This is a genomic window from Haloferula helveola (assembly GCF_037076345.1).
In the GTDB taxonomy this organism is placed as follows: Bacteria; Verrucomicrobiota; Verrucomicrobiia; order Verrucomicrobiales; family Akkermansiaceae; genus Haloferula; species Haloferula helveola.
This window is the reverse complement of sequence record NZ_AP024702.1, coordinates 3,210,902-3,224,800: the sequence shown is the minus strand read 5'-3', so window position 1 is coordinate 3,224,800 and position 13,899 is coordinate 3,210,902. Positions and strand designations below refer to the sequence as shown.

Below are 13,899 nucleotides of genomic sequence, written 5' to 3'. Positions count from 1 at the left end.
TTCACAAAGCCCGGAGCTGCATCGCACTCCGGGCTTTTTCGTCGGTTGCCGCAGCGAGGGTCCTCGTCTATGGGATGATCCCATGAGCCGACTGACCTATTACGGACACGCCTGTTTTTCGATCGAACTCGCCGACGGCACCAAGCTTCTCTTCGACCCCTTCATCACGCCGAATGAGCTGGCGAAGGAGATCGATGTCGATGCGATCGAAGCCGACTACGTGCTGCTCACCCACGGTCATGCCGATCACGTGGCGGATGCGGAAAGCATCCTCAAGCGCACCGGCGCCACGCTGATCTCGAACTTCGAGATCGTTTCGTGGTTCGGCGGCAAGGGCATCGAGAACGCCCACCCGATGAACCATGGCGGCGGCTTCGACTTTCCCTTCGGTCGCGTGACCTACGTCAACGCCGTCCACTCCTCGTCGCTCCCCGATGGCAGCTACGGCGGCAACCCGGGCGGCTTCGTGGTCGAGACGAATGACGGCTCGTTCTATGTGTCGGGCGACACCGCGCTGCACTTCGACCAGAAGATTCTCGGCGAGCGTTTCCAACTCGACTTCGGCGTGCTCTGCATTGGCGACAATTTCACGATGGGCCCAGCCGACGCTGCACTCGCCGCCGAGTGGGCAGGGCTGAAGAAAGCAGTCGGCGTTCACTACGACACCTTCCCGCCGATCAAGATCGATCACGAAGCGGCCAAGGGCGAATTCGCGCAGCGCGGCGTCGAGCTCCTGCTTCCGGGGATCGGAGAAACGGTTGATGTTTGAAGGCTCCGCAACCGCCTGAAGGCGGAACTACCAACCCCAGAAGAGCGCCTGTGGGGTTTGTAGTTCCCCGTTTACGGGGCTGCGGAGCAAGGGCGAGTCAATCGTGACGGCACGCACGGCCAAGAGACCGCCACTCCTACTTCATCAGGATCGCGATCCGCTCAGCGCTTCCTTTCCAACGATCGATCAGAGCCGGACGCTGCTCGACCTGCAACGTGTCGTTGGCCTCCAGCTCAATGTTCTTGTGCGCGAGCTGCTTGAAATCGAGGCAGTACTGTTTGCCACCGCGCATCAGCATGACGTTGCGTCCGGCAAAGGGATCGAGCCCTCCGGCGGCATTCAGTGCCTGCAGCACCGTCAGGCCCTGGCGGAACGCCACCTCTCCATCCGACTTCACGCACCCGCCGACGCTGACGACCGCTCCCACCGCCTCCTTGTCCTTCAGCGCGACCACCTCGATCGCCGGCTGCGTGTAGATTCCGGCCGCCCGGTATGCCGCCTCGGCGCGGCGCGCGAATCCCGCAGGACTCAGCCCGACCGCCGCAACCGGATCATCCAGCAAAGGCAGCCGCACACGGCCGCTGTCGTCGACCGTGTAGTCCCCGGTCACCTGGGACTGCTCCGATGGCGCCACGCCCCGCAAGGTCAACTGGATCGCGTCACCCTTCGCCAACTCCGCCGCGGATACCGGCAGAAGGCCCATCAGACTCAACCAAAAGAAGGCTCTCATCACTCCTCCCTCGTACCGATCCCTTTACTTTGTGTCAAAAAGTAATTTGACCGAACCGCAATCTACCTATTGCCCTGCGGCGATTTCCACGCGAGACTGCCGCTGTGACAGAGGCTTCACCCCCTCGCCCCTCCCGGCTTGCACGCCGGGTGCTGGTCGCCTTGCTGGCCGGACTCACCATGTCCTGCGCGCCGTCGTACACCCTCGTGACAACGGCTCCGGACGAGGACCTCAAGAACGAGACCTTCCAGTATCGCAAGTGGGTCCGTGAGGGCGTCGATCCCGACACCGTGGTGGTCGCGCTGCACGGATTCAGCGGCGCCTCGATCGACTACGAGAATCTGGCGACGCATCTCCTCAAGGAGCAGCCAAGTAGCGCGGTGTATGCCTACGAGGTCCGTGGCCAGGGACGCGACCCGAAGAAGGAACGCCGCGGCGATATTGACGACCCCGAGAACTGGTCGGTCGATCTCCTGACTTTCACCTCGCTGGTTGAGAAGAAGCATCCGAACGCGAAGATCGTCTGGTTCGGTGAGAGCATGGGCGGATTGATCCTTTCCCACACCTACCGCGAACAGATCGAGCAGGGGCTGAAGCCGCCGTGCGATGCGATCGGTATCAGCTCGCCGGTGGTCGCGATCCGCGACGACTTTCCGGCATGGAAGAAGGAACTCGTCCGCGGCCTTTCGAAAGTCGCCCCGAAGAAGCGGATATCGCTTGAGACCCTCGCCGGCGGTCAGGAAGTGCAGATGACCGAAGACAGCTTCCACTCCGAGCAGTCCGAGACGAACTCGTGGCATGTCGAGAGACACACGTTGCGGCTGCTGGTGACACTGGGCGACATGATCGAGGAAATGCCGGAGTGCGCCGAATCCTTCGCCGTGCCGACGCTCGTCCTGCACGGCGGCAAGGACTTCTTCACCGAAGCGGACGACGTGAAGACCTTCGTCGGTCACATCCCGGAAACCACCTACTCCACCCGCAAGTTCTACCCGGAAGGCCACCACCTCCTGATGTATGACACGGGCAAGGAAAAGGTGATTTCGGACATCGCGGGCTGGCTCGGCGAACTTCGGAAGTAGTCCGCTTGCCAGACCATCCGAGGCATTCCATGCTCGGCACCCCGATGAAACCCGCCATCTACCTTCTCCCGCTTCTGTTCGCCGCTTGCGCGCCGAAGGCGATCGTGCTCCGCGAAGCGACCGCGACCGGTCCGGCGGAAAAAGCGGAGCGCTCGGTGGCCGGGAATTCGGTAAACGCCGGAAGCGTGCCTGACGAACGCTTGCCGAGCGATGGCGACGGAGGGCTCGGGCTGCTGGATCCTTCCGGACTCACGAAGATGCCCGAGGACCGGGAAATGAAGCCGACCGTCGACACCGGCGAGGAGCGCCCGGTGATTGCGAATCCGCCGACGCCTAGCGGCGAATGATGATCGAGACCCGCGAGCCGCGGACCGATCCGAAGTAGCTCCCGAAGCCGCCGGACGGCGCGGACACCGAGGGGCGGCAAACACTCCAGCCGGGGGTGTAGTAGTAGCCGGTTCCCGGATAGCCGTACCAGCCGCGATTCCAGCGCGAGCGACTCCAGGAACTGCGCCTGCGCGGGTTCGAGGCGCGTTCACGACGCTCGATCTCGCGCTTTTTCCACTCGGGAACGAACGGCTCGTCCGCAGCTTCGGCAGCCGGTCCCTCGACCAGAACCACCTCGCCATCCGCGTCGTACCACACGGTTCCCTCGATCTCGTCCGCAGCCGCCAAGGGCATCACCAGAGCCAGAAAGAGCGCAGCTTTCATCTGGGCACCCTCGCACCGATCCGCGGCGGCTTCAAGCCACCGTCGCGAGCACTCTTGAATCTTGCCCCGCACCGCCGGAAGCTCCGCGCATGCCGCGCCCGCCGAAGAAGTTCCATCCCTTTCCCTTCGAATACCATCAGGAGCTGGAACTGACCATCGATGCCCTGAGCAACCTTGGCGATGGCATCGCCCGGGTCAGCGTGCCTTCGCCTGAAGACGACGGAGCGGCCGAATCACGCGAAGGATGGGTTGTGTTCGTCCCCTTCACGCTCCCTGGGGAAAAGGTCAGGGCGCGGATTTTCCGCAACGACAAGAACCACTCACGGGCTGACCTGCTCGAAGTCCTCGATCCTTCGACCGACCGGGCCGAGCCCGGTTGCGAGTTGTTCGGGCTGTGTGGCGGTTGCCAGTACCAGCATCTCCGCTACGAGGCCCAGCTCGCGTGGAAAACCCGACAGGTCGAGGAGCTGATGCGGCACATGGCCGACGTAGAGCACCCGGTGCTGCCCTGCCACCCATCGCCGAGGCAGTGGGGCTACCGGTCGAAGATCACGCCCCACTTCGCCAAGCCGCAGAACGGCACGATCCAGGACATCGGCTTCCTTCCCAACGGCCGCCGCTCGGGACTGGTGGACGTGCCGAAGTGCCCGATCGCGATGGATGAGATCAATGCCGCACTTCCGGGCGTCCGTGAAGAAGCCCGGCAGAACGCCAAAAACTACCGCCGCGGCGCGACGCTGCTGCTCCGTGCCAGCGAAGGCCGGGTCGAGACGAACCCGAACGCCGTCGTGACCGAGCATGTCGGCGAACTGTCCCTCGACTTCCTCGCAGGCGACTTTTTCCAGAACAATCCCTTCATCCTCCCCGACTTCACCGGCCATGTCGCCCGCGAAGCCGCGGCAGGCGGAGCGCGATACCTGGTCGATGCCTACTGTGGCTCGGGGTTATTCGCGCTGACCCTTGCCGGACACTTCGAACAGGTGGCAGGCGTCGAAGTCAGCGAGACCTCCGCCGACTGGGCCCGCCGCAATGCGAAGAGCAACAGCATCGAAAACACCACCTTCCTCGCCGCCAGCGCCGAAGCGATCTTCGAGGACATCGCCTTCGACCCCAACCAAACCGCGATCGTCATCGACCCGCCGCGCAAGGGCTGCTCCGAGGAATTCCTCGACCAACTCGTCGCCTTCTCGCCGTCGCGAGTGGTTTACGTTTCCTGCAACCCGGCGACCCAAGTCCGCGACCTCGAAAAGCTGCTCGCCGCCGGCTTCAAGCTCGAGACCGTCCAGCCCTTCGACCTCTTCCCCCACACCCGCCATCTCGAGTGCGTGATGACGCTCTCGAAGTAGCAAGGTAGGGACAAGCGCCCTCGCTTGTCCGCCGATCAAGCCGGGCCGTGTCCGCCGCGTGGCTGAAATCGCTGCCTTGCCCGCACTCCACGGCTGACCGAGGGCGGTCAGCCCTACCTTTTGCGGTCAGCCCCCCGTCACTACTGCCCCTTCCAGACCTTCTTCACGAAGCGCTCCATCTGGTCCATGTTGGCTTCGATCTCCTCGACGAGCTGAAGCTGCGTCCGCGCGCGGTCGAGGTTGTGTCCCGGGCGTTGGGTTTTGAAATACACGTCGCCCTCGATGTGGTCGGTGAGGAAACGGATCCCGATCTCAAGAGTGATCAGCTTCGCCGAGAACGCCAGCAGCGAGACCTCGCTTTCCTTGAGGAACTCCTTCCCCGCTTCGAGGTAGCCTTCGACCAGCGCCTCGAACATCGGCATCCGCAGTTGGACCTTCGACAGGTCCTGCTCGTCTTCCGCCGCCGGGCTCACCGCCGTTCGCACGAGGTCGCCGAAATCGTAAAGCACCGAGCCGGGCATCACCGTGTCGAGGTCGATCACGCAGACCGCCTCGTCGGTCTCACCGTCGATCATCACGTTGTTGATCTTGGTGTCGTTGTGGGTGATCCGCTGCGGAATGTCGCCGGAGCGCAAGCCGTCGAGCACCCGGTCGACCTCGGCCTCGCGCTTGCGGACGAATTCCAGCTCGGCGGAAACCGCGCCCGCCCGACCGTGGAGGTCGGACTCCGCGACTTCCATCAGCCGCTCATAGCGCATCCGGGTGTCATGGAAACGGGGAATCGTTTCCTCCAGTTCATCCGGCGGCAGGTCGCTGACCAGATCCTGGAACGAACCGAAGGCACGCGCCGCCTGGTAGGCCTGACGGGTGTTCTCGACGATGTCGTAGGTGAAGCAGCCCTCGATGCAGTTGTAGCATCGCCAGATGCCGCCATTCGGGCCGGCGACCCAGAACCGACCGCCGCGGCCGGGGTAGAGGTTCAGGGTCTGGCCGCCGAGGTCCTTCTTCACCCGCAGCACCTTCCAGTTGATGTGGCGGGTCACGCACTCGACGTTTCGCATCACCGCCAGCGGGTCCTTGAAGACCTTCTCGTTGATGCGCTGGAGGATGTATCGGTTCAGCGATCCGTCGCCGCTCTCGAAGGTCACCCGGTAGGTCGAATTGATGTGGCCGCTGTGGACTTCCTCCCCCTCGGCGAATTCCCCCTCAATCGCGAACTGGTCGGCGATAAGGGTGATGGCTTTGAGGACGGATTCATCGACTTGGCGGACCGGGGAGGTGGATGGCGGCATGACGAGTCAGGAAGAAGGGCGGGAAGTACCAAACCGCGCCGCCCGAGACAAACTTGAATTCCCCCGCTTCCCGGGCCTTTCTCGGGCCACCTTGCGACCGGCCGTTCCATTCAGCTACCCGGGCATCGATGGCGACATCGACCGCTTCCGCGAGCTCTTCCGTCTCGGGCTGAAGACCGCCGGTTGGGTGCCCCGCCCGTTGCCCGCGATCCTGAACCTCGCCTGCGGGCGGGCCGACGAGACCGGGGTGCTGGTCGAGAGCCTCGCGCCGATCTCCGGGCCGCTTTTCCTGCTCGGGATCGACCTCCGCCCTGCGGAAATCCAGGAGGCCAAGGCCCGCTGGCTGCCGACCCGCGAACCCGACCACCAAATTGAGTTCCGGGCCGGAGATGCCTCGAGGGTCGACAGGATGCGCCAGTTGCCGCCCTTCGATTTCATTTTCATCCGCCACCAGAACTACTGGAGCGAGGTCGAAGTCTGGACCCGCCTGCTTCGCAATGCTCTCGCCGCGCTCAAACCGGACGGCGTGCTCGGCATCACTTCCTACTTCGACCGGGAGCACGAACTGGCATCGGCCTGCCTCGCCCAGCTGGGAGCGACGCGGATCGCCGACTTGCTCCACCCGGCCTCCCGACCTCTCGGCGACGCCCCGGGCAAGTCAGTCGACCGGCGCCTGGCGTTTTTCCGGAGTGGCGGTCTCTGACCGCTCCAGAAAGGACCGCGCGGCTCCGACCGCGCCCCGGAGCCCCGGCGAATCCAATGCGCGGTCGGAGCCGCGCGGTCCGCTCCGCCCCCCAACCCCGTCACCCGTAAAGCGCCTCGATCAACCGAGTGCTGCGCCGTCCGGGCATCACGCTGAGTTCCATCTGGTTCATCGTGTAGGCGAAGCTGATCCCGTTCTCCGGATCTGCGAAGGCGTGGCTTCCTCCCGCCCCCGGATGGCCGAAAGACGAGATCTCCGGCCCATAGAGCTGGCGGAGCTTTCGCCCGGAATCGTCCAGCGGGTCCAGCTGGCAGCCCGCCGAGAAGGCGGTCGGCTGGATCAGCACCCGGTCGTCTCCCTCGCAGCGGCGTTTCGCCAAGGCCCCCAGCACTCCGGCTCCGAAAGGCCCCGGGATCGCTCCCTGCACGACTTGGTAGAACTTCGCCAACGCCGACGCCGTGCCAATCCCGCCCATCGCCGGAAACCCCGCCCGCCAAGCGTCGGGCTCATTCATTTCCTGCACCGACCGCAGGCCGCGGGGCGAGCGGAACGCCCGACTGGTCAGGCTGCCTTCACGCCCGAACTCCCGGTAAAAGCCCTTCTCGAAGTCGCCCGCCTGCGCCTTTCCCGGGTAAAGCCGGGCCACGCGTCCCATCTCCGACTCGGGCAGCCCGATCCAGAAGTCCAAAGCCAGCGGCCGGGCCACCTTCTCGTTCCAAAAGCGTCCGAGCGGCATGCCCGTGAGACGCCGAACCGGTTCATCCACCAGCGCTCCGAAGGTCCTCGGATGATAACCGTGGCCCTCGCCCGGTCTCCACGTCGGCAACTGCGCCTCGATCGCCGCCACGACTTCCTCGTGCTTCCAGATGTTCGCGGCCTCGTCCAAAGCTGCCAAACCGCACTGATGCGAGAGCAGGTCACCGAAACTGGCCGTGGGTAGCGGAAATGCGGGCCAAACTTCTCCCACCGGCGTTTCCGCCCCGAGCCCGTGCTCCTCAAGCGCCAGCAACAACGCGGCCGAGGCCGGGCCTTTGGTCGCCGAATAGACCGGCACCAGCGTGCGGGCCGTCCATGGCTGGCTGGCTTCCTTTTCACACCACCCGCGCCCTTCCGACAGCACTTCGGAGCCGCGCCACCAGACACTGACCGACGCCCCGATCTCGCCGTGACTGCGGAAATTCTCCTCAAACGCACCCAACAGCGCACCCAATCCGGCTGGCGACACCCCCATGCGCGCTACTTCGGAGAATCCACCCGCAAACGCAACGCTTTAGGTCCTCTCACGGAAGATCGCCCAAAACCGTGAGGTCGTCGTCCTCCCGCGCCCGCCGACGCAGCGACGCGTCCATCGAAAACGCCCGCCGCAGGTGCGAGCGAGCCTGCTTCCTTTCCCCGAGGACCGCGTGGTAGCAGGCAATGTTGTAGTGGAACAACGGGTCCTCGATCAGTGCCGACGGCCCGGTCATCAGCCAGTTGCGGGCCGCGACGGTGTCGCCGGTCTCGTGCAGACAGTAGGCGGCATGGATGAAGAAGCGCGGTTCCTTGGGCTCCCGCATGCACAGCAGCCGCCCGGTGTCCGCCCCGGCATTCCAGCGGCCGGCTTTCATCTGGGCGACCAGCTTGAGCTCCAGTGCCTGACGGCGCATGCGATCTCGTGCGGTCAGGCCCTCGAGTTCCTGAAGTGCTTCTTCGGGAAGTCCGAGTTCGAGCCAGCCGAGTGCGGTTCTGAGCACCTCAACGAAACCCATCAATGGAACGCTAGCAGGTTCCATGCGCGTGGCGCAAACTTTCGTTTTTCTCAGCGAATCCGCACCGGAGCCGCCTTCAGCGCCTGCGGACGGCGGGTGAATTCGCCGACCTGCTCCCCGGCGGCTTTCAGCAGGGCGATCAGGTAGGCATTGAGGAAATACTCCTTCAGCAACAGTTCGCGAGACTCTCCGTTCGCGGATCTACGGGCAATTTTCATGGCTTTTCGGGCTTCCGGGCATCCTTGATTGGACACTCCAATACTCCCTCGCCACGGACCGGGGAGAATCAAACGGTTTTCGTGGCAGCCCGGCGCGTTTGGACCTTGGAACTTTCCCCCCGACGCGTACATCGGGGGTCGTGCCGCAGATCCCACGAGAAACCGTCGAGCAGGTGCTGGCCGCCACCGACATCGTGGATCTGATCAGTTCCTACGGCTTCACGGTCAAGCGCGCCGGCTCGCGCTTCGTCACCCTCTGCCCGTTCCACAACGAGAAGTCGCCGTCATTCTCGATCGACCCGGTCCGGCAGTTCTTCCACTGCTTCGGCTGCAAGAAGAGCGGCGACGCGATCCACTTCGTCCGCGAGCACGAGAACCTGACATTCATCGATGCGGTCAAGAAACTCGCCAGCCGGGCCTCGATCCCGATCGTCGAGGAAGCGGTCGACCCGAAGGAAGAGCGCGCCCGCCGCGACCGCGGTCGGCTGCTCGATCTGCATCGAGAGGTTTCGCGCTTCTTCCACTCGCTGCTGCTGAAATCGCCGGATGCCGCCCACGCCCGCGAGTACCTGAAATCGCGCGGATTCGGGAAGGAAATGGCCGAGCGCTGGGAGATCGGCTGGGCGCCGGAGTCGGCCCGCACTTTCCTCGATTGGGCCCGGGAGAAGGGCGTCCGCGGCCGCGACCTCGTCAATTCCGGGCTCGCGATCCAGCGCGACTCCGGCGGGCTCTACATCCGCTTCCGCGACCGGCTGATGTTTCCCATCCGCAATGACCACGGCGACGTGATCGCATTTTCCGGCAGGCAGCTGCGCGAGGACCCACGATCGGGAAAATACATCAACTCGCCCGAGACCACCCTGTTCAAGAAGTCGAACGTGTTGTTCGCCCTCGATCGGTCCCGCAAGGGCATCATGAACGAAAAGGCGGTGCTTCTCTGCGAAGGGCAGATCGACGCGATCGCCTGCCACGAACAAGGCATCGAGAACGCGATCGCTCCGCTCGGCACCGCCTTCACCCCGCAGCACGCGAAGATCCTCAAGCGCTACACCAAGCAGGCGCTGCTCTGCTTCGACGCCGACTCCGCCGGCTACACCGCCGCCGAGCGGGCCTTCCGGGAACTGGCCGGAGAGGACTTTTCCGTCCGGGTGGTGCGGATGCCGCCGGGCGAGGATCCGGACTCCTTCATGCAGAAGAACGGCACGGACGCCTTCCGTGCCCTGCTCGGCGAGGCGCTGAACTTCTTCGATTTCAAAATCGAGCACGCCAAGTCCAACGGCGGGCTGTCCGGACCCCAGGAACGGGCCGCTTTCACCCGCGACTGCGCCGAGCTGCTGTCAGTGGTGAGCGACGCGGTCTCGCGCGACGCGATGATCAACCACGTCGCGACCCGCCTCCGGACCGGCGTGCCCGAGCTCCGGTCGGCCGTCGCCGACGTGGCCCGCAAAGGCGCCACCCGCCGGAAATTCGAACGGCGGCGGGAGGAGGAACCCGAGCCGGCCGCCGTGGTCGAACCGGTCCCGCTCGACCGCCGCATCGGCACCCTGTGCGCGCTGGCCCTCCATTCGACGGAGGCGCGCGACTGGCTGGCCGAGCAGTTCGAGAACATTCACGAGATCGAAAAGCAGCTCGAAGGCGTCGCGATCCTGCGAGCGATCCTGTCGGCCCGCCCCGACCCCACCTCGCCGGCCTCGATCAACAGTTTCCTCAGCGGCCTGCCCGAAGGCCAGCGCCTCGCCCTGCAGCAGGAGCCGTCGTTTTCCGAGAACCTGCCCGACGACCCGGTCACGAGCGCGGAACAGACGCTGGCCGACGCCAGCGCGCTGGCCCTTGAGAAAGAGGACGCCCAGATCAAGGCCGCCCTGAACGACCCGGATCTCGGCATTGAGGAGCAGATCAAACTGCTCCAGAGGGCCAAGGAAATCGCCGAGCTGATCGGAGGCTTGCAGGGTCGGGCGCTCACCACCGACCGGTTCGCTCCGAGCGCCCGCGGCAAAAGAAGCGAAAATCCTTGGAAGAAAGGGGATTTTCGGGACGAAAGAAAACCTTGACCCCGACGGCGGGTCCGGAAATGTTCCGCGCGCGTTCCAGCCACGGCAGGTCCGCCCAGTAATGGGTGAGGTCTACCCTGCCATCTCCATCGTCCCGCAAATGTCCTCGAAGAAAGCCACCACCAAGAAGGCCAAGGCCTCGACCAAGACCGCCCGCAAACCGGCCGCCAAAAAAGCGGCCAAGAAGACGGCGAAAAAAGCACCGGCCAAGAAAGCTGCCAAGAAGGTCGGCAAGAAGACTGCTGCGAAGAAAACGGTGAAGAAGGTCGCGAAGAAAGCGGTGAAGAAGCCCGCCAAGAAGGCTCCGGCCAAGAAGAAGACTCCGGCCAAGAAGGTCGTGAAGAAGGCGGCGAAGAAGACGGTCAAGAAGGCCGCCGCGACGAAGCCGAAGGCGAGCAAGCCGGCCGCCAAACCGAAAGCCAAGGCCGAGCCCGCGGCGAAGGAAGAACCGGCCAAGGCCGAGGCCGCACCGGCGAAGGATGCCAAGGCGACCGACGGCAAGCAGGACGGCAAGCGCCGCATCGACACGCCGGAAATCCAGGAGAAGATCCGCGAGCTCATCAAGCTCGCCAAGGAGCAGGAGTACCTCACCTACGACGACATCAACGAGATCCTGCCGAACGATCTCGTCGAGCCGTCCGACGTCGAGGCGATCATGCAGCAGCTCCGCGACATGGAGTTCGACATCATCGACGCCTCCGAGGTCGACCGCTTCAAGGACAAGAAGCGCGAGTCCGGCGACGACGACGCTCCGGAGCCGAAGGACCAGAAGCTCGATATTCTCGACGACCCGGTCCGGATGTATCTCAAGCAGATGGGCCAGGTGCCGCTGCTCACCCGCGAGCAGGAGGTCGAGATCTCCAAGCGCATCGAGGATGCGGAAATCGAGGTCGCCAAGCAACTCCACCTGTTCGGCTTCGTCGCCGACAGCTACCTCGAGCTCGCCGACAAGCTGACCAAGGGCAAGGAGCGCTTCGACCGCGTGATCCTCGACAAGAAGATCGAGTCGCGCGAGCGCTACATGAAGACGCTGCCGAAGCTGTGCGACCAGCTGCGCCAGCTCCACGAGGAGAACGACACGATTTTCCGCCAGCTCTCGGCCAAGAACCCGCGCGGCAAGAAGAAGCTGCAGGACACCTTCGCCAAGAACCTGCAGACGCTGCACCGCGTCTACTCGCGCTTCTACTTCAAGCAGAAGGTCACCGAGGACTTCTGCGAGCAGGTCGAGGACTACCAGCAGAAGTTCTGGAAGTACGGCCGCAAGCTGCAGACCGATCCGAAGGACAAGGAGTTCCAGACCAAACTGCGCGAGATCCAGCAGCACGCCTGGCACGACTCGGCCGACTTCGACGAGACCAACAAGAACCTCCGCCACTGGCTGCGTGAGGCACTCAAGGCGAAGACCGAGATGGTCGAGGCCAACCTGCGTCTCGTGATTTCGATCGCGAAGAAGTACACCAACCGCGGCCTGTCGTTCCTCGACCTGATCCAGGAAGGCAACATGGGCCTGATGAAGGCGGTGGAGAAATTCGAATACCGCCGCGGTTACAAGTTCTCGACCTACGCGACGTGGTGGATCCGCCAGGCGATCACCCGCTCGATCGCCGACCAGGCCCGGACGATCCGGATCCCGGTCCACATGATCGAGACGATCAACAAGCTGATGCGGGTGCAGAAGCAGCTCGTTCAGGAATACGGTCGCGAACCTTCCCCGGAGGAAATCGCCGAGGAAATCCACCTTCCGGTCGAGCGCGTCCGTGCCGTCCTCAAGATGGCCCAGCAGCCGATCTCGCTGCAGGCGCCGGTCGGCGATTCCGACGACACGTCCTTCGGTGACTTCATCGAGGACAAGGCGGCCGAGAACCCGATGGAGGAAGCCGGCTTCGCGATGCTGAAGGAAAAGATCGGCGACGTCCTCTGCACCCTCACCGAGCGCGAGCGCGAGGTGCTTGAGCAGCGCTTCGGCCTCAAGGACGGCTACAGCCGGACCCTCGAGGAAGTCGGCCGCCAGTTCCAGGTCACCCGCGAACGGATCCGTCAGATCGAAGCCAAGGCGCTGCGCAAGATGCGCCACCCCACCCGGATCCGGAAGCTGGAAGGCTTCATCGAGCTGCCGGGGATGTAAGCGATCCCGTTTTCAAAACGCCGCCCTCCGCCCGCCGGAGCGCGGCGTTTTTGTTGAATGGAAGGAGCGAACGCAATCCAAAGCGAACAGGGGCGAAGCAGATCGGCACATCCAACATTCAACAAGGAATGTTGAGCGTTCCTCATGGGGAAACCGTCAGGACCTCTCGGCAAATCGTTCAGTCGCCCCGAGCCTCGGCCTTCCACCATTGGGAATTGAGCATTCCTTGTTGGATATTGGATATTGCTCCCGATCCGGAGCGGTCGCTTTTCCTTGCCCTTCCCAAGTCTGAACGGATGCTCCCCGCATGCGCTGGCTCGAACGTCTCGAGGACCGACTCCACTGGCTCGCCATCCCGGGGCTTTTCCGGTTTCTGGCCCTCACGGGCGTGGTGACCTTCGCGGCCCAGTGGATCTATCCCGACATCGCCGGCGCGCTGGCGTTCGATTTGCGGAAGATCATGGCCGGAGAGGTCTGGCGGATCGTCACTTTCGTGTTCTCGCCGCAGGGCATCTTCGGCTTCAACGCGATCGGCGCGCTGTTCCTCTACTTCGCGGTCATGATCGCCTTCCTGATCAATGATTCGCTGGAGCAACTGTGGGGATCGACGCGGCTCACGCTTTTCATCCTCACAGGCTGGATCGGCCTGATCATCGGGCAGACCATCCTCGGGCTGTTCCTTCCGATCAGCTTCCCCAACGCCGGACTGTACCTCTACCTCACGACCTTCTTCGCCTTCGCGACGTACTTCCCGAAGGTCGAGTTCTACATCTTCTTCATCATCCCGATCCAGGTCCGATGGCTGGCATGGATCGGCTTCGTGTTCCTCGCCTACACCGCACTGACGTCCTACGTTGCCGCGCTGATGATCGTGCCCGCCCTGATGCCCTACGCGCTGTGGGTGCTGCCGGGCTTCGTGCGGAATCGCAAGAACCTGGCCTACGCCTCATCCCGCCGGAAGAACTTCGAAGCCAAGCAGATTCCCGAAGAGGAGGCATTCCACCGCTGCGCGACCTGCAACCGCACGGAGAATGACAGCCCCGACCTCGAGTTCCGCACCTTCCCCGACGGCACCGAGTACTGCCTCGACCACCTTCCCGCCGACACCGCCCGCCCTTCCTGAT

General features: G+C 63.9%; 14 protein-coding genes. 8 read left to right on the top strand and 6 right to left on the bottom strand.

The features are described from left to right. Window positions 1-82 precede the first annotated feature (82 nt). On the top strand, window positions 83-769 hold the full coding sequence (locus HAHE_RS12020; protein ID WP_338684762.1) for a metal-dependent hydrolase: 687 nt from the start codon (window positions 83-85) through the stop codon (window positions 767-769). A 136-nt stretch (window positions 770-905) separates the two neighbouring features. On the opposite strand, the gene HAHE_RS12015 is transcribed toward HAHE_RS12020, so the two are convergent. Beyond that, a complete protein-coding gene (locus HAHE_RS12015; protein ID WP_338684760.1) occupies window positions 906-1,499 on the bottom strand; it encodes a hypothetical protein in 594 nt (197 codons plus the stop codon). Window positions 1,500-1,648: 149 nt separating this feature from the next. On the opposite strand from HAHE_RS12015, the gene HAHE_RS12010 reads away from it, so the two are divergent. Beyond that, window positions 1,649-2,581, top strand: coding sequence for an alpha/beta fold hydrolase (locus HAHE_RS12010; protein WP_338684758.1), 933 nt, complete (start codon window positions 1,649-1,651; stop codon window positions 2,579-2,581). 44 nt (window positions 2,582-2,625) lie between these two features. Continuing rightward, window positions 2,626-2,928: a hypothetical protein gene (locus HAHE_RS12005; RefSeq protein WP_338684756.1), complete on the top strand. Its 303-nt coding sequence runs from the start codon at window positions 2,626-2,628 to the stop codon at window positions 2,926-2,928. Here the strand turns inward: HAHE_RS12005 and HAHE_RS12000 are convergent. Further along, window positions 2,915-3,292 (bottom strand): hypothetical protein, encoded by a 378-nt coding sequence (locus HAHE_RS12000; RefSeq protein WP_338684754.1) that lies wholly within the window; start codon window positions 3,290-3,292, stop codon window positions 2,915-2,917. The two genes, HAHE_RS12005 and HAHE_RS12000, sit on opposite strands and share 14 nt — an antisense overlap. 89 nt (window positions 3,293-3,381) lie before the next feature. On the opposite strand from HAHE_RS12000, the gene HAHE_RS11995 reads away from it, so the two are divergent. Continuing rightward, complete coding sequence (locus HAHE_RS11995) at window positions 3,382-4,638, top strand: class I SAM-dependent RNA methyltransferase (protein ID WP_338684752.1); 1,257 nt, start codon at window positions 3,382-3,384, stop codon at window positions 4,636-4,638. A 140-nt stretch (window positions 4,639-4,778) separates the two neighbouring features. Here the strand turns inward: HAHE_RS11995 and HAHE_RS11990 are convergent, their stop codons facing one another. Further along, a complete protein-coding gene (locus HAHE_RS11990; RefSeq protein ID WP_338684750.1) occupies window positions 4,779-5,930 on the bottom strand; it encodes an aminoglycoside phosphotransferase family protein in 1,152 nt (383 codons plus the stop codon). 91 nt (window positions 5,931-6,021) lie between these two features. Here HAHE_RS11990 and HAHE_RS11985 point away from each other — a divergent pair, with 91 nt between their 5' ends. Further along, on the top strand, window positions 6,022-6,633 hold the full coding sequence (locus tag HAHE_RS11985) for a class I SAM-dependent methyltransferase (RefSeq protein WP_338684748.1): 612 nt from the start codon (window positions 6,022-6,024) through the stop codon (window positions 6,631-6,633). Between the two features lie 100 nt (window positions 6,634-6,733). Here HAHE_RS11985 and HAHE_RS11980 read toward each other — a convergent pair whose 3' ends face one another. The 3 genes from HAHE_RS11980 to HAHE_RS11970 are packed head-to-tail and all read right to left on the bottom strand — an operon-like array spanning window position 6,734 to window position 8,599. After that, window positions 6,734-7,864 carry a serine hydrolase domain-containing protein gene (locus HAHE_RS11980; RefSeq protein WP_338684747.1) on the bottom strand — a complete coding sequence of 377 codons (1,131 nt, stop codon included), beginning with the start codon at window positions 7,862-7,864 and terminating at the stop codon, window positions 6,734-6,736. 49 nt (window positions 7,865-7,913) lie between these two features. After that, window positions 7,914-8,381 carry a tetratricopeptide repeat protein gene (locus HAHE_RS11975; protein ID WP_338684745.1) on the bottom strand — a complete coding sequence of 156 codons (468 nt, stop codon included), beginning with the start codon at window positions 8,379-8,381 and terminating at the stop codon, window positions 7,914-7,916. A gap of 50 nt (window positions 8,382-8,431) precedes the next feature. Further along, window positions 8,432-8,599, bottom strand: a complete 168-nt coding sequence (locus tag HAHE_RS11970; protein WP_338684744.1) for a hypothetical protein — start codon at window positions 8,597-8,599, stop codon at window positions 8,432-8,434. Window positions 8,600-8,739: 140 nt separating this feature from the next. On the opposite strand from HAHE_RS11970, the gene dnaG reads away from it, so the two are divergent. From dnaG to HAHE_RS11955, 3 genes are all read left to right on the top strand, one after another. Continuing rightward, on the top strand, window positions 8,740-10,650 hold the full coding sequence (gene dnaG, locus HAHE_RS11965) for a DNA primase (RefSeq protein ID WP_338684743.1): 1,911 nt from the start codon (window positions 8,740-8,742) through the stop codon (window positions 10,648-10,650). A gap of 100 nt (window positions 10,651-10,750) precedes the next feature. Next, window positions 10,751-12,775: an RNA polymerase sigma factor RpoD gene (gene rpoD / locus HAHE_RS11960; protein ID WP_338684742.1), complete on the top strand. Its 2,025-nt coding sequence runs from the start codon at window positions 10,751-10,753 to the stop codon at window positions 12,773-12,775. A gap of 307 nt (window positions 12,776-13,082) precedes the next feature. Beyond that, the gene (locus HAHE_RS11955) at window positions 13,083-13,898 is read left to right on the top strand and encodes a hypothetical protein (protein WP_338684741.1); all 816 of its coding nucleotides are present in this window, start codon (window positions 13,083-13,085) and stop codon (window positions 13,896-13,898) included. Window position 13,899: the final 1 nt, after the last annotated feature.

Excerpts from the sequence above, each read along its gene's own strand:
- HAHE_RS12000 (WP_338684754.1), bottom strand. The coding sequence starts at position 3,292 with ATGAAAGCTGCGCTCTTTCTGGCTCTGGTGATGCCCTTGGCGGCTGCG.
- HAHE_RS11955 (WP_338684741.1), top strand. The coding sequence starts at position 13,083 with ATGCGCTGGCTCGAACGTCTCGAGGACCGACTCCACTGGCTCGCCATC.
- HAHE_RS12020 (WP_338684762.1), top strand. The coding sequence starts at position 83 with ATGAGCCGACTGACCTATTACGGACACGCCTGTTTTTCGATCGAACTC.
- HAHE_RS11990 (WP_338684750.1), bottom strand. The coding sequence starts at position 5,930 with ATGCCGCCATCCACCTCCCCGGTCCGCCAAGTCGATGAATCCGTCCTC.
- rpoD (WP_338684742.1), top strand. The coding sequence starts at position 10,751 with ATGTCCTCGAAGAAAGCCACCACCAAGAAGGCCAAGGCCTCGACCAAG.
- HAHE_RS11980 (WP_338684747.1), bottom strand. The coding sequence starts at position 7,864 with ATGGGGGTGTCGCCAGCCGGATTGGGTGCGCTGTTGGGTGCGTTTGAG.
- HAHE_RS12005 (WP_338684756.1), top strand. The coding sequence starts at position 2,626 with ATGAAACCCGCCATCTACCTTCTCCCGCTTCTGTTCGCCGCTTGCGCG.
- HAHE_RS11975 (WP_338684745.1), bottom strand. The coding sequence starts at position 8,381 with ATGGGTTTCGTTGAGGTGCTCAGAACCGCACTCGGCTGGCTCGAACTC.
- HAHE_RS12015 (WP_338684760.1), bottom strand. The coding sequence starts at position 1,499 with ATGAGAGCCTTCTTTTGGTTGAGTCTGATGGGCCTTCTGCCGGTATCC.
- HAHE_RS11995 (WP_338684752.1), top strand. The coding sequence starts at position 3,382 with ATGCCGCGCCCGCCGAAGAAGTTCCATCCCTTTCCCTTCGAATACCAT.
- HAHE_RS11970 (WP_338684744.1), bottom strand. The coding sequence starts at position 8,599 with ATGAAAATTGCCCGTAGATCCGCGAACGGAGAGTCTCGCGAACTGTTG.